Below are 14,177 nucleotides of genomic sequence, written 5' to 3'. Positions count from 1 at the left end.
CCTATCAAGTCTTGCGTACGGGAAGTACTGGAGAAGTACTGGAAAAGGGGGTGGGGCGCGATCAGTCGTGCGCGTGCAGCGGCTTGCCGGCCAGCGCCAGGTGCGCCTCGCCCAGGGCCTCGGACTGGGTCGGGTGCGCGTGGATGAGCTGCGCGACCTCGGCCGGCAGGGCCTCCCAGTTGTAGATCAGCTGGGCCTCGCCGACCTGCTCGCCCATCCGGGCGCCGACCATGTGGACGCCGACCACGGCGCCGTCCTTGACCTGGACGAGCTTGATCTCGCCGGCGGTCTTCAGGATCTTGCTCTTGCCGTTGCCGGCCAGGTTGTACTTCAGGGTGACGACCTTCTCCTTGCCGTACAGCTCGACGGCCTTGGCCTCGGAGATGCCGACGGAGGCCACCTCGGGGTTGGAGTAGGTCACGCGCGGGACGCCGTCGTAGTCGATCGGCACCGGCTTGAGGCCGGCCAGGCGCTCGGCGACCAGGATGCCCTCGGCGAAGCCGACGTGGGCCAGCTGCAGGGTCGGGGCGAGGTCGCCGACGGCGGAGATGGTGGGCACGTTGGTGCGCATGTACTCGTCGACCAGGACGTAGCCGCGGTCCATCGCGACGCCGTTCTCCTCGTAGCCGAGGCCGGCCGAGACCGGGCCGCGGCCGATGGCGACGAGCAGCAGGTCGGCGTCGATCTGCTTGCCGTTCTCGGTGGAGACGCGGACACCGGTCTCGGTGTACTCGACGCCCGAGAAGCGGGCCTTCAGCTCGAACTTGATGCCGCGCTTGCGGAACGCGCGCTCCAGCAGCTTGGAGGAGTTCTCGTCCTCCAGCGGGACGAGGTGCGGCAGCGCCTCGACGATGGTGACCTCGACGCCGAAGGACTTCCAGACCGAGGCGAACTCGACGCCGATCACGCCGCCGCCGAGGATGACGGCCGACTTCGGGATGCGGTCGAGCTTGAGGGCGTGGTCGGAGGAGATCACGCGGTTGCCGTCGATCTCCAGGCCCGGAATCGAACGCGGCACGGAACCGGTGGCCAGGATGATGTGGCGGCCTTCGATGCGCTGGCCGTTGACATCGATGGAGGTCTGCGAGGAGAGCTTGCCCTCGCCCTGGATGAAGGTGACCTTGCGGGACGCGACCAGGCCCTGGAGGCCCTTGTACAGGCCGGCGATGACGTCGTCCTTGTACTTGTGGACGCCGTTGATGTCGATGCCCTGGAAGGTGGCCAGCACGCCGAACTCGGCGGCCTCCTTCGTCTCGTCGGCGATCTCGGCCGCGTGCAGCAGCGCCTTGGTCGGGATGCAGCCGCGGTGCAGGCAGGTGCCGCCCAGCTCACCCTTCTCGACCAGGGCAACGCTCAGACCCAGCTGAGCGGCGCGGAGCGCCGCGGCGTAACCGCCGCTTCCGCCTCCGAGAATGACTACGTCGAAAACGGTGCTGGCGTCGTTCGCCACGTCACGTCCTCCATGCAATGGGGTGTGGATCGCCGGGCCGGTCGCGGTCCGGTGGGTCGGAAGCCTTTGTGGGGCGCCCAGTCGTGCCGGAAATACATCTTCGCACTTGTTCGCGGCGGCTGATGTCCGGGTCCACTCCAGGGGTGTCCCACAGGGTGGTCACCGGGGCGGGTAGACCTCCGACGGAAGGGCATCATCGCAGCTCAAAGCGGTGTTGACAGCCGCCGGGCGGGCGGCGCGGGAGGCTCCGGCAGCGGCCTCTTCCGCAGTGTGGAACAAAGTTTCGCCCGCAGCGAACAGGGGTGCGAGCTGGAACTTCGCCCTACTCGCAGGTAACCGCGGTCGGAATGCCGACGGGGGCCCGGCGCACGCGCGCCGGGCCCCCGTACGGGAGGTGGATCAGGCCTTGCCGTTCTCCGCCGTCTTCTCCGCGTAGCGGATCAGGGTGCGCACCGAGGTCGCGGTGCCGCCCTTCGGGGTGTAGCCGTACGGCGCGCCCTCGTGGAAGGCCGGGCCGGCGATGTCGATGTGGGCCCAGTCGGTGCCCTCGGTCACGAACTCCTTCAGGAACAGACCGGCCACCAGGCCGCCGCCCATCCGCTCGCCCATGTTGGACAGGTCGGCGATGGTCGACTCGGTCATGCCCTTGCGCAGGTCGGCCGGCAGCGGCATCGGCCAGGACTGCTCGCCGGCCTCGCCCGCGATGGTGTGCAGGCTGTCGCGCAGCTCGTCGTTGTTGGACATCACACCGAAGGTGCGGTTGCCCAGGGCCAGCACCATGGCGCCGGTCAGGGTGGCGACGTCGACGATGACGTCCGGGTTCTCCTCGCCGGCCCGCACGATCGCGTCGGCCAGCACCAGACGGCCCTCGGCGTCGGTGTTCAGCACCTCGACGGTCTTGCCGCCGTACATGCGCAGCACGTCGCCCGGGCGGGTGGCCGAGCCGGACGGCATGTTCTCGGCCAGGGCCAGCCAGGCGGTCACGTTGACGGCCAGGCCCAGGCGCTTGGCGGCCACCACGGCGGCGAACACGGCGGCGGCGCCGGCCATGTCGCACTTCATGGTCTCGTTGTGGCCGGCCGGCTTCAGCGAGATGCCGCCCGAGTCGTAGGTGATGCCCTTGCCGACGAACGCCAGCGAGACCTTCGCCTTGGGGTGGGTGTAGGCCAGCTTCACCAGCCGCGGCGGGTTCGCCGAGCCGCCGCCGACGCCCAGCAGGCCGCCGTAGCCGCCCTTGGTCAGCGCCTTCTCGTCCAGCACCTCGACCTTGAGGCCGTGCTCCTTGCCGGCCGCCTGGGCGATCGCGGCGAAGCTCTTCGGGTTCAGGTCGTTCGGGGCGGTGTTGACCAGGTCGCGGGCCCGGTTCATCTCCTCGCCGATCACCACGGCGCGCTCCACGGCGGCCTTGGCGTCCTTGCTGCCCTTGCGGGCGGTCAGCACGAGCAGCTCGCCGACCGGCTCCTTGCCGTTGCCGTTGCCCTTGTACGTACCGAAGGCGTACGAGCCGAGCAGGCCGCCCAGCGCGACCGCCTCGACCTCCTCCGCGGACTCGGCCGGCAGGGCCAGCGCGGCCTTCTTGGTGCCGGCCAGCACGCGGGCGGCGACACCGGCGGCGCGGCGCAGCGCCTCCAGCCCGTAGCCGGCGTCGGCGGTCTCGCCGAGGCCGACCGCCAGCACGAACGCGGCCTTCAGGCCGGCGGGGGAGGGCACCTTGACGGTCTCGCCCTCGGCGCCGGTCGCGCCCAGGGTGCCGAGGACCTCGGCCAGCTTGCCGTCGAACGCCTCGTTCACGGCCTCGGCGCCGGGGGCCAGCACGATGCCCTTGGGGCCCTTCGCGACACCGATCACCAGGGCGTCCGCGCGCAGCGAGGCGGCGGAGGAGGTGCTCACAGACAATGCAGTCACGTAATGCGTCCTGTTCTTTCGCGGTCCACGGCCGGTCGCGGCGAGCTGCCGCACCGGCGCAGCCCGCCGTGGCAGGCCGGTCCGCCGGCGTCTCCGGGTCCGGGCCCCCTGGCACACGCGCCCGCGGTCGCGGCGCGCACACCAGAGGCCCCGGCTCCGCGGTGGGCGCCGGGCGGGCAGGACCTGCCACGGTGCAGGGCTGCGGTGCTCCCCGCATGGTAGTCCGCATGCTGGGATCACGCGCCGCCGGTGTCAGGACAGCAATGCCAGGGCGAACAGCGCGCCGGTCGCGGCGGTCTCGGCCATCGCGCCGAGCACGTCCCCGGTGATCCCGTCGAACCGCCGGACGCAGCGTCCGAGCAGCAGCCGGGCGCAGCCGAGGCCCAGCACAACGGACGCCGGGAGGCGGAGTGCTGACCATCCGTCGAGCAGTCCGAGCGCGGCCAGGCCGAGTGCCGCGGCCGCCGTCCCGACGATCGCCCCGAGCGGCGTCACGGTGCCCGCGACCATCGCCCCGAGCCCGCCCGGCCGGGCGGCCGGCACCGAGCGCAGGCAGCCCCAGGCGAGCGCGCACCGCGCGGCCGTCGCCGAGGCGAGCACCGCGAGCGCGCCGCGCAGGGTGGAATGTCCGAACTGCCCGGCCACCGCGGCGACCTGGGCCAGCAGGACGAGGACGAGGGTCAGCACCCCGAACGGGCCGATGTCGGACTGCTTCATGATGCGCAGCGCGTCCTCGGCCGGCTTCCCGCTGCCCAGGCCGTCGGCGACGTCCGCCAGGCCGTCCAGGTGCAACCCCCGGGTGAGTGCGGCCAGGACCGCCACCGCCGTCACCGCCCCGAGCGGCCCGCCCGCCCGCCAGGCCACCAGCGCGCCCGCACCGGCGGCCGCACTCCCCAGCGCCAGCCCCACGACCGGGGCCGCCGTCATCGCCCGCGCCGCCGCCGCCCGGTCCCAGCGCTCCACCCGGACCCGCACCACCGACAGCGTCCCGAACCCGAAGCGCAGCCCCTCACCCCACGAGGCCCGCTCAAGCCCCTCCGGCATGCGTTCCGCTCCTTGACCGTACGAAAATCCCCGCGCCCGGGAACGGGCGCGGGGAAGCGAAGCGAGCCTTCTACAGCCGCCGCAGCAGATCCGCCGCCGAGGGCAGCTTCGGCTGCTCCTTCGGCTCCTTCGGCGCCGGCGGCACGTACGGCTTCGGCGCCTCGTCCGCGAGCGCGTCCCCCGCGGCCTGGAGCAGCGGCAGGGCCAGCACCGCGCCGACGCCCTCGCCCATGGTGATCCCCTGGTCCTGCAACGGCGTCAGGGTGAGCCGGTCGTACGCCTTCGCCTGGGCGGGCTCGCCGCTGGACTGCCCGGCCCGCCACCACTCCGGCGCCCGGAACGCGATCCGCTGCGCGACCAGGGCGCAGGCCGCCGAGACCACGCCGTCCAGCACCACCGGCAGCCGGCGGGCGGCGGCCTGGAGCAGGAAGCCGGTGATCGCCGCGAAGTCCGCGCCGCCGGTGGCGCCGAGCAGCGCGAGCTGGTCGCCGAGCACCGGCCGGGCCCGCCGCAGCGCGTCCCGGATGGTCGCGCACTTGACCATCCACACCCGGTCGTCGATGCCCGAGCCGCGCCCGGTCACCGCGGCCGCGTCCGTCCCGCACAGCGCGCCGACCAGCACCGCGGCCACCGTGGTCGAGCCGACCCCGAGGTCGCCGAGCAGCACCACGTCCGTGCCGGCGTCGGCCTCCTCGTCGGCGATGGCCATGCCGGCCCGGAAGGCCCGCGCGGTCTCCTCCGCCGTCAGGGCGTCCTCGACGTCGATGCGGCCGGAGCCGCGCCGGATCCGGTGGGCGACGACCTCGTCCGGGAAGTCGGCCGGGTCGGTGTCGACCGCGACGTCGACGACCCGCACCTCGGCGCCGTAGCGCGCGGCCAGCCGGGCGACCGGAGCGCTGCCGTCCAGGACGGCGCGGACCCGGGCCGCGGTGCCGCCCTCGGCCGGCTGCCGGGACACCCCGAGCGCCGCGACACCGTGGTCGGCGGCGAACAGCAGCACCTTGGGGGCCGTCACCGGCCGCACCGGGGAGCGCCCCTGCACCGACGACAGCCAGCTGCCCAGCTCCTCCAGCCGGCCGAGCCCGCCGCGCGGCCGGTCGGCCGCCTGCCAGCGTTCCTCGGCGGCCCGCCGGGCGCTGTCGTCGGGGCGCTCGACGAGCGAGGAGAACGTATCGAGATCCACGGTCGTGTCCATCGCTCGGAAGGCTACACGCCAAGGGTGTTCAGCCCGCAGCTGCCTTGACCGTCAGCACTTGACCGTCAGCACCTGACCCGCCACCACCAGCAGCACGCGCTCCGAGGCGTCCGCCACGGCCATGTTCAGCCGCCCGAGGGTGTCCCGGAAGCGGCGCCCGGCGGCGGTGGCCGGGACGACCCCCATGCCGACCTCGTTGCTCACCGCGACGACGGTCCGTCCGGTGGCGGCCCAGGCCCGGGCGAGCGCCGCGCAGCGCCGCTGGACGGCGGCCTCCCCGCCGTCGGCCCAGACCGCGTCGTCCCAGGCGCCGCACTCGTCCATCACGGCGGTCAGCCACAGCGCCAGACAGTCGATCAGCACCGGCGCCGGGTCGGCCGGGTCGGCGAGCACGGCCTCCAGGTCGCAGGTCTCGGCGGTGCGCCAGCTCGCGGGCCGCCGCTCGCGGTGCAGCTCGACCCGCTGGGCCCACTCGGCGTCGCCGTCCCGGGTGCCGCCGGTGGCCACGTACAGCACGTCGTCGTACCGGGCGAGCAACTGCTCGGCCCGGGTGGACTTGCCGGAGCGCGCGCCGCCGAGCAGCAGCGTGCGGGGGAGTTCGTGGTGGGTCGCCATGCCGCCCATCCTGCCGGACCAGGCATACGGAAGATCGGGCCGGGCAGGCTAAGGTGCGGCGCAGCACACCGGCAGCGTCGTCAGTGGGAGGAGCCGGGCATGGTCTGGACGTGGCGGTACGAGAAGGCGGACGGCACCGTGGTGGCGCCGGACGGCGGCCAGGAGGAGTTTCCCGGTCAGGGCGACGCCGAGACGTGGATCGGCGAGACCTGGAAGCAGCTGGCCGAGGACGGCATCGACACCGCGGTCCTGCTGGAGGACGACCGGGTCGTCTACTCGATGAGCCTGCACGAGGGCTGACCGGGCCGCTCTCGGCCGCTACTTGGCGCCGATCACGTGCAGCAGCGCGGCGACCTGCCGGTACGGGTCGGTCCGGCCGGCCCGGTCCTCCGCCTCCAGCAGCTGGGCCAGCTGCCGCCCGTCCACCGGCGGGGCCGCGTCGTCCGGCGCGTTGTCGGTGAAGACCCGCACGCCGTACCAGTGCTTCAGCGGTACGGACACCTCGGAGAGGGTGACGGAGAGGTCGGCGAGCCGGTCGGCGCGGGCGGCCAGCCCGAGCCGGTTGTAGTACCGGTCGCTCTCGAAAGCGTGCAGGGCGGCCCGCCAGTCCCCGGCGGCGGCGGGCCGCAGGGCGAGCGCGTCGCGGTTGCGGACGAGCAGCGAGAGCAGTCCGCCGGAGGCGAGCAGCCGGGCCAGCGAGGCGATCATCGGGTCCGGGTCGGGCAGGTACATCAGGACGCCGTGGCAGAGCAGCACGTCGAAGCTGCGCGGGCCGAACCAGCGCCCGCACTGGTGGGCGTCGCCGCTGAGCAGCTGCACCCGGCCGCGGACCTCGGGCGGTTCCTCGGCGAGCGCCCCCTGGGCGACGCTGAGTGCGACCGGGTCGGAGTCGATGCCGGTGACGTAGTGGCCGGCCCGGGCCAGGCGCAGCGCCTGGGTGCCCTGGCCGCAGCCGACGTCGAGGACGCGCTGGGCGGTGCGGCCGGTCAGCTGTTCGGCGAGCTGCTTGGCGACCAGCTCCTGGCGGACGAAGTTGCGCAGTCCGCCGAGCCGTTCCAGCCAGGCGCCGGTGCCGCCGGCGAAGGAGCCGCTGCGCGAGGGCAGCCGACGCTCCTGGCCGGTGCGCTCCTGGGCGGCGCGGTCGTGACCGATGCGGTCGTGGCCGCCGTCGCCCTGGCCGGGGAGCGCGTACAGGCCGGGCCCCTCCCAGGACGGCGGGGCCCAGCCGGAGTCGACCGGTTCGGCGGTCAGGGCTTCTCCCCGCGCCCCACCTGCGGCTTGGGCAGTCGCAGCCGGCGCATCTGCAGGATGCGCATCAGGCCGTAGGCGACCGCGCCGCGGGTGTTCTGGCCGGCGAAGCGCTCGGCGAGCGACTTGCGCAGGCCGAAGCCGAGGCGGACGAAGTCGAGGATGACCAGCACGAAGAACAGCAGGAACAGCACGGTGGACAGCAGCTGGAGGGTCGGCACCTTGACGATGCTGAGCACCAGGATGACCACGGCGGCCGGGAGGAAGAACTCGGCGAGCGACCAGCGGGCGTCCACGTAGTCACGGGTGAACTTGCGCACCGGGCCCTTGTCACGGGCCGGCAGGTGGCGCTCGTCGCCCTCCAGCAGCGCGGTGCGCTGCTTCTCGCGCTCGGCCCGCATGCGGTCGCGCGCCTGTCGGGAGGCCTCCTTGCGGTCCTTGGGCACCGTCACCCGGGTACGCCGGTTGGCCTCGGCCTCACTGCGCTTGGGGGTGGGGCGGCCCTTCTTGGCCTGCGGGTGGCGGGCCTGGGTCGTCTCGTCCTGCTCCAGCACGGCGGCGGAGGCAGCGGCATCATCTGAACGGCGTCGGAACACACCACCAGCGTACGGGGTGCGGCGGTGCTTCTCGGGGCCCCCTCGGACCCAAACGCATATCGATCCGCGAGGTCGAGGCCGGGCCGGGGTTTCCCGGGGCCTTCCCGTAGGGGATCAGTCGGATGGAGGATGGGGGGGATGAGAAGCGGATCCACCCCGGGGATGAGGAACCGCCACTGGACGCTGTAGCAGTCTTGTTGCAGGCAGGTGCACTGCGGCGACGGGCTCGCTGCACATACACTCGTCGTGTCTGGTAACGAGATAGAGACCGCAGGCCGGAGAAGGGGGCACCCGAGGCCCATGAGCGACGGAATCATGAAGCGTATGGGGCTGATCTTCCGCTCCAAGGCGAACAAGGCCTTGGACCGGGCGGAGGATCCGCGTGAGACGCTTGACTACTCCTACCAGAAGCAGCTCGAACTGCTGCAGAAGGTACGGCGTGGTGTCGCGGACGTCGCGACCTCGCGCAAGCGCCTGGAACTCCAGCTGACCCAGCTCCAGCAGCAGTCCGCGAAGTACGAGGACCAGGGCCGCAAGGCGCTGTCCCTGGGCCGTGAGGACCTCGCCCGCGAGGCCCTGACCCGCAAGGCCAACATGCAGTCGCAGATCACCGACCTGGAGACGCAGTACCAGCAGCTCCAGGCCGAGGAGGAGAAGCTCACGCTCGCCTCCCAGCGGCTCCAGGCCAAGGTGGACGCCTTCCGCACGAAGAAGGAGACCATCAAGGCGACGTACACCGCCGCCCAGGCGCAGACCCGCATCGCCGAGTCCTTCTCCGGCATCTCGGAGGAGATGGGCGACGTCGGCCTGGCCATCCAGCGTGCCGAGGACAAGACCGCCCAGATGCAGGCCCGGGCCGGTGCGATCGACGAGCTGCTGGCCTCCGGTGCGCTCGACGACGCCAGCGGTCTCGGCCGCAAGGACGACATCGAGGCGGAGCTGGAGCGGGTCGCCGGCGGGTCCGACGTCGAGCTGGAGCTGGCCCGGATGAAGGCCGAGCTGTCCGGTGGTCCGTCGGCCGGTCCGGCCGCGATCGAGCAGGGCAAGCCGCAGGACGCCCAGCCGCAGCAGGACACCCCGCGCATCAACTACAACAAGTGATCTGAGCTCGACCCCACGAACCAGGGAGACGCACGGCATGATCATGAGGGTCATGGGTGAGGGGCAGTTCGAGGTCGGGGACGACCACGTGAACCTGCTCAACGAGCTCGACGCCGAGCTCGTCACCGCAGTGGACTCGGGGGACGAGGAGCTCTTCCGCCTGGCCTACGGCAAGCTGCTGGACGCGGTGAAGCAGTACGGCACCCCGGTGCCGCTGGATTCGCTGGAGCCGTCCGATCTGATCCTGCCGAGCGCGGAGGCGACGATCGACGAGGTCCGCGAGCTGCTGATGGCCGACGGCGAGGGCGTGATCCCGGGCTACCCCGAGTAGGAGCAGCCGTTCCGGCCGGTGCCAGACGAAAGGGCGGGCCCCCTCCCACCAGGAGGGGGCCCGCCCTTCGTCGTGCGCTGCGCGCGGCCGGCGTTACGGCAGGGCGAGCATCCGGTCGAGCGCGGCCTTGGCGTACTTCTCGGTCTCCGGGTCGACGGTGATCACGTTCGGCACCCGGCCCTCGACCAGCGACTCCAGCGCCCAGACCAGGTGCGGCAGGTCGATCCGGTTCATGGTCGAGCAGAAGCAGACCGTCCGGTCCAGGAAGACGATCTCCTTGTCCGGGTGGGCCTTGGCCAGGCGGCGGACCAGGTTCAGCTCGGTGCCGATGGCCCACTTGGAGCCGGGCTCGGCGGCGTCCAGCGCCTTGATGATGTACTCGGTCGAGCCGACCAGGTCGGCGGCCGCGACGACCTCGTGCCTGCACTCGGGGTGCACCAGGACGGTGACGCCGGGGATCCGCTCGCGGACGTCGTTCACCGAGTCCAGGCTGAACCGGCCGTGCACCGAGCAGTGGCCGCGCCAGAGGATCATCTTGGCGTTGCGCAGCTCCTCGGCGGTCAGCCCGCCGTTCGGCTTGTGCGGGTTGTACAGGACGCAGTCGTCCAGCGAGAAGCCCATCTCGCGCACCGCGGTGTTGCGGCCGAGGTGCTGGTCGGGCAGGAACAGCACCTTCTGGCCCTGCTCGAAGGCCCACTCCAGGGCGCGCTTGGCGTTGGAGGAGGTGCAGATGGTGCCGCCGTGCTTGCCGGTGAAGGCCTTGATGTCGGCGGAGGAGTTCATGTACGAGACCGGGACGGTCACATCGGCTATGCCGGCGTCGGTCAGCACGTCCCAGCACTCGGCGACCTGTTCGGCGGTGGCCATGTCGGCCATCGAGCAGCCGGCCGCGAGGTCCGGCAGGACGACCTGCTGGGCGTCGGTGGTGAGGATGTCCGCGGACTCGGCCATGAAGTGCACGCCGCAGAAGACGATGTACTCGGCCTCCGGACGGGCGGCGGCGTCCCGGGCGAGCTTGAAGGAGTCGCCGGTGACGTCGGCGAACTCGATCACCTCGTCGCGCTGGTAGTGGTGGCCGAGGATGAAGACGCGGTCGCCGAGCGCGGCCTTGGCCGCGCGGGCGCGCTCGACGAGGTTCGGGTCCGAGGCCGGGGGGAGGTCGCCGGGGCACTCGACTCCGCGCTCGCTGTTCGGGTCGGCCTCACGGCCGAGCAGCAGCAGAGCGAGCGGCGTCGGAGTGGGGTCGACGCCGTGGGTCTCGGTGATGGTGGTGGTCACGGGCGGGTGCCCTTCTGTGCGGCCGATCAAGCGGTGAAGCCTTTTCGTCTATCTGACACTATCTATGATAACCGGTTAGCGTCAGAGTGACGATGGCCATCCTGTCGATGTGACGAGAACCGCTCGCCGAATCGGATCCCTCGGCGGAGCCGAATGCCCGATTTGGCCCAGTCGGGGGTGTCCGAATCGATATCCGGCCCGTCCGGGGTATGGCTCGGGGTCATGAAGGCAATCGTGATCAACCGCTACGGCGGCCCCGAGGTGGTCGAGTACACCGACCTGCCGGACCCGAAGGTCGGGCCGGACTCGGTCCTGGTGCAGGTTCGGGCGGCCGGGGTGAACCCGGTGGACTGGAGGGTCCGCGAGGGCGCCCTGGACGGCCTCCTGGACGCGCACTTCCCGCTGGTCATGGGCTGGGACGCGGCCGGGGTGGTCCGCGCGGTCGGCGGCGGCGTCACCGAGTTCGCGCCGGGCGACGAGGTGTACGGCTACGTCCGCAAGGACGCCGTCGAGCACGGCACCTACGCCGAGCTGGTGGCCGCCCCGGTGCGCACCCTCGCCCGCAAGCCGGCCGCGCTGGACTGGGCGCAGGCCGGCGGCCTGCCACTGGCCGGGCTCACCGCTCTCCAGAGCCTGAAGGCGCTGCGGCTGGCGGCGGGGGAGACCCTGCTGGTGCACGCGGCCGCCGGCGGGGTCGGCCACCTGGCCGTCCAGCTGGCCCGGGCCGTCGGTGCCCGGGTGATCGGCACCGCGGGCGATCGCAACCACGACTACCTGCGCGGCCTCGGCGCGGAGCCGGTCCGGTACGGCGAGGGCCTGGCCGACCGGGTCCGCGCGCTCGCCCCGGACGGCGTGGACGCGGCCCTCGACCTGGTCGGCGGGGGCGCCGTCCAGGTCTCGGCGGGCCTGGTGGCCGACCCGGGCCGGATCGCCTCGACCGCCGACTTCGGGGTGAAGGCCCTCGGCGGCCACTACGTCTGGGTCCGCCCGGACGCGGCCGGCCTGGCCGAGCTGGCCGCGCTCGCCGACGACGGCCGGCTGACCGTCACCGTCGCCTCCACCTTCCCGCTGGCCCAGGCCGCCTCCGCCCAGGCGCTCAGCGCCGAGGGCCGCACCCGGGGCAAGATCGTCCTCCTGGTCGACTGATGTCCGGTGGACCGATATCCGACCGCTGGGCGTCATCTGCCAGCGGTGGACTGGCACCTGTCATCCGCCAGAATGGTGGCGAACCGTTTCTGCGGCGGCCGACCAGCCGACCAGCCGCCCGCCGATCCCGTACGACCCGTGGAGCCCCGCACCGATGAGCAGCAGCCGAGCGCACGAGGTGGTCGGGGCCGACCTGGACGAGACCGACCGGCTCCTCCTCGCCCGGCTCGGCAGTGACGGCCGCGCCTCGTACGCCGAGATCGGCCTCCAGGTGAACCTCTCCGCCACCGCCGTCCGCCGCCGGATCGACCGGCTGCGGGCGCGCGGCGTGGTGCGCGGCTTCACCGTGGTGCTCGACCCGGCGGTGCTCGGCTGGCAGACCGAGGCCTTCGTCGAGGTCTACTGCCGCGAGCGGACCGCCCCCGAGGAGATCCTCGCCAGCCTGCGCCAGTTCCCCGAGGTGGTGGCCGCCTGGACGGTCACCGGCGACCCGGACGCCCTGGTCCACCTGCGGGCCGCCGACATGCGCCACCTGGAGGCCGTCATCGAGCGGATCCGCCGCGAGCCCGGCGTCCAGCGCAGCCGCTCCTCCGTCGTGCTCTCCCAGCTGATCGGCTGAGAGCCTCGGCACCGACCCGAACGGCCCACGCAGGAATCCTGCGCGCACCCGCCCGAAGACGCTCGAATCCTGCCTGACCAGCCGCGTTCCGACGCGCGGCGGAGCCCTCCCGCTGCCTACGCTGATCACGTCCGGCCAACGCGGTGAACCGCCCCGCCGACCGGACATCCCCCGACACCCCACAGCCGAGAGGGACAGCCGTGTCCGCAGCCCCCGACCGCATGCACCGGCCCGACAGCGAACTGGTCGACCTGGTTTTCGACTACATGCGCGAGCGGCTGCAGTACGACCCCGTCCCGCTCGACCACCCCGGTGACGGCGAGCACCTGCGCGCCCAGCTGGCCGGCCTGCTGAACCCGGACGGCAACGACCCCGCCGACGTGCTCAAGCTCTACGACCACGAGCTCTCCCGCGCGGTGATCTCCGCCGACAGCCCGCGCTACCTGTCGTTCATCCCCTGCGCCCCCACCAAGGCCGCGCTGCTGTTCGACATGGTGGTCTCCTGCGCGTCCCTCCAGGGCATCTCCTGGCTGGAGGCGGCCGGCGCGATCGCCGCCGAGAACCAGGTGCTGCGCCTGATCGCCGACCGGGCCGGCCTGCCCGAGACGGCCGGCGGCTGCTTCGTCTCCGGCGGCTCGGCCGGCAACCTCTCCGCCCTGGTGGTGGCCCGTGACACCGCCCGCCGCAAGCTCGGCGTCGGCCCGGAGGCGCGCCTGCGGATAGCCGTCGCCGACCAGGTGCACTCCTCGGTCAAGAACACCTTCAACATCATCGGCGTCGAGGCCTTCAAGGTCCCGACCGTCAACCGGCGGTTCACCGGCGAGGCGCTGCGCGCCGCGCTGGCCGCCGACCCGAACCCCGAGACGGTCATCGCCGTGGTCGGCACCGCCGGCACCACCAACGAGGGCATCGTCGACGACCTCCAGGGCCTGTCCGAGGTCGCCCGCGAGCGCGACCTGTGGTTCCACGTGGACGGCGCCTACGGCGGTGCGGGCCTGTTCGCCCCCTCGGTGCGCGCCCGCTACAACGGCATCGAGCACGCCGACTCCTTCGTCGTCGACCCGCACAAGTGGCTGTTCGCCCCGTTCGACTGCGCCGCGCTGATCTACCGCAACCCGCAGCTCGCCCGCGCCGTGCACACCCAGGACGCCTCTTACCTCGACGTCCTGCACACCGAGGGCGACGAGTGGAACCCCACTGACTACGCCTACCACCTGACCCGCCGGGCCCGCGGCCTGCCGCTCTGGTTCTCGCTGGCCGTCCACGGCACCCAGGCCTACACCGACGCCATCGAGACCGGCCTCAAGCTCGCCCAGGACACCGCCCAGCTGATCCGCGAGACCGGGCACCTGGAGCTGCTGTTCGACCCGCAGCTCTCGGCGGTCTGCTTCAAGCGCACCGGCTGGACCAACGACGACTACTACCGCTGGTCGCAGCAGCTGCTCGCGGACCAGATCGGCTTCGTCACCCCGACCGGCTGGGACGGCGAGACGGTCGCCCGCTTCGCCTTCCTCCACCCCGGCACCACCATGGAGATGGTTAAGGAAATCCTCGACACCATGGCGTGATCGACGCCCGAGGCGCTGAGACGGCCCCACCAGCCCGCCCGGTGGGGCCGTCGTGCGTCATGGGAAACGTCACAGGGCGTG

General features: G+C 72.5%; 14 protein-coding genes. 6 read left to right on the top strand and 8 right to left on the bottom strand.

Annotated elements, in window-relative coordinates:
* Positions 1-61: 61 nt before the first annotated feature.
* From lpdA to cobU, 5 genes are all read right to left on the bottom strand, one after another.
* Positions 62-1,468 (bottom strand): dihydrolipoyl dehydrogenase, encoded by a 1,407-nt coding sequence (gene lpdA, locus ABTY15_RS15670; RefSeq protein ID WP_350586138.1) that lies wholly within the window; start codon positions 1,466-1,468, stop codon positions 62-64.
* A 381-nt stretch (positions 1,469-1,849) separates the two neighbouring features.
* Positions 1,850-3,355, bottom strand: coding sequence for a leucyl aminopeptidase (locus ABTY15_RS15665; protein ID WP_350586121.1), 1,506 nt, complete (start codon positions 3,353-3,355; stop codon positions 1,850-1,852).
* A 252-nt stretch (positions 3,356-3,607) separates the two neighbouring features.
* Positions 3,608-4,399, bottom strand: coding sequence for an adenosylcobinamide-GDP ribazoletransferase (locus ABTY15_RS15660; RefSeq protein WP_350586106.1), 792 nt, complete (start codon positions 4,397-4,399; stop codon positions 3,608-3,610).
* 70 nt (positions 4,400-4,469) lie between these two features.
* The gene (locus ABTY15_RS15655) at positions 4,470-5,594 is read right to left on the bottom strand and encodes a nicotinate-nucleotide--dimethylbenzimidazole phosphoribosyltransferase (RefSeq protein WP_350586087.1); all 1,125 of its coding nucleotides are present in this window, start codon (positions 5,592-5,594) and stop codon (positions 4,470-4,472) included.
* A gap of 51 nt (positions 5,595-5,645) precedes the next feature.
* Positions 5,646-6,209: a bifunctional adenosylcobinamide kinase/adenosylcobinamide-phosphate guanylyltransferase gene (gene cobU, locus ABTY15_RS15650; protein ID WP_350586059.1), complete on the bottom strand. Its 564-nt coding sequence runs from the start codon at positions 6,207-6,209 to the stop codon at positions 5,646-5,648.
* 99 nt (positions 6,210-6,308) lie between these two features.
* On the opposite strand from cobU, the gene ABTY15_RS15645 reads away from it, so the two are divergent.
* Positions 6,309-6,509 (top strand): hypothetical protein, encoded by a 201-nt coding sequence (locus tag ABTY15_RS15645; RefSeq protein ID WP_350585963.1) that lies wholly within the window; start codon positions 6,309-6,311, stop codon positions 6,507-6,509.
* 18 nt (positions 6,510-6,527) lie between these two features.
* Here ABTY15_RS15645 and ABTY15_RS15640 read toward each other — a convergent pair whose 3' ends face one another.
* Positions 6,528-7,268, bottom strand: a complete 741-nt coding sequence (locus ABTY15_RS15640; protein ID WP_350587144.1) for a methyltransferase domain-containing protein — start codon at positions 7,266-7,268, stop codon at positions 6,528-6,530.
* Positions 7,269-7,456: 188 nt separating this feature from the next.
* Positions 7,457-8,053 carry a DUF3043 domain-containing protein gene (locus tag ABTY15_RS15635; protein WP_350585885.1) on the bottom strand — a complete coding sequence of 199 codons (597 nt, stop codon included), beginning with the start codon at positions 8,051-8,053 and terminating at the stop codon, positions 7,457-7,459.
* A 315-nt stretch (positions 8,054-8,368) separates the two neighbouring features.
* On the opposite strand from ABTY15_RS15635, the gene ABTY15_RS15630 reads away from it, so the two are divergent.
* Both ABTY15_RS15630 and pspAA read left to right on the top strand, forming a co-directional pair.
* Positions 8,369-9,154: a PspA/IM30 family protein gene (locus tag ABTY15_RS15630; protein ID WP_350585837.1), complete on the top strand. Its 786-nt coding sequence runs from the start codon at positions 8,369-8,371 to the stop codon at positions 9,152-9,154.
* Positions 9,155-9,191: 37 nt separating this feature from the next.
* Positions 9,192-9,485, top strand: a complete 294-nt coding sequence (pspAA, locus tag ABTY15_RS15625; protein ID WP_350585767.1) for a PspA-associated protein PspAA — start codon at positions 9,192-9,194, stop codon at positions 9,483-9,485.
* A 93-nt stretch (positions 9,486-9,578) separates the two neighbouring features.
* Here the strand turns inward: pspAA and nadA are convergent, their stop codons facing one another.
* Positions 9,579-10,763 (bottom strand): quinolinate synthase NadA, encoded by a 1,185-nt coding sequence (nadA, locus tag ABTY15_RS15620; RefSeq protein ID WP_350585703.1) that lies wholly within the window; start codon positions 10,761-10,763, stop codon positions 9,579-9,581.
* 222 nt (positions 10,764-10,985) lie between these two features.
* On the opposite strand from nadA, the gene ABTY15_RS15615 reads away from it, so the two are divergent.
* The 3 genes from ABTY15_RS15615 (at position 10,986) to ABTY15_RS15605 (ending at position 14,096) form a co-directional block, all read left to right on the top strand.
* Positions 10,986-11,909 (top strand): NADP-dependent oxidoreductase, encoded by a 924-nt coding sequence (locus tag ABTY15_RS15615; protein WP_350585621.1) that lies wholly within the window; start codon positions 10,986-10,988, stop codon positions 11,907-11,909.
* A 154-nt stretch (positions 11,910-12,063) separates the two neighbouring features.
* Positions 12,064-12,528, top strand: a complete 465-nt coding sequence (locus ABTY15_RS15610; protein WP_350585565.1) for an Lrp/AsnC family transcriptional regulator — start codon at positions 12,064-12,066, stop codon at positions 12,526-12,528.
* A gap of 200 nt (positions 12,529-12,728) precedes the next feature.
* On the top strand, positions 12,729-14,096 hold the full coding sequence (locus ABTY15_RS15605; RefSeq protein ID WP_350585428.1) for a pyridoxal phosphate-dependent decarboxylase family protein: 1,368 nt from the start codon (positions 12,729-12,731) through the stop codon (positions 14,094-14,096).
* Positions 14,097-14,177 lie beyond the last annotated feature (81 nt).

Source organism: Kitasatospora sp. NPDC097643, from assembly GCF_040302625.1.
Classification (GTDB): domain Bacteria; phylum Actinomycetota; class Actinomycetes; order Streptomycetales; family Streptomycetaceae; genus Kitasatospora.
This window is presented reverse-complemented; position numbering and strand designations above follow the sequence as displayed.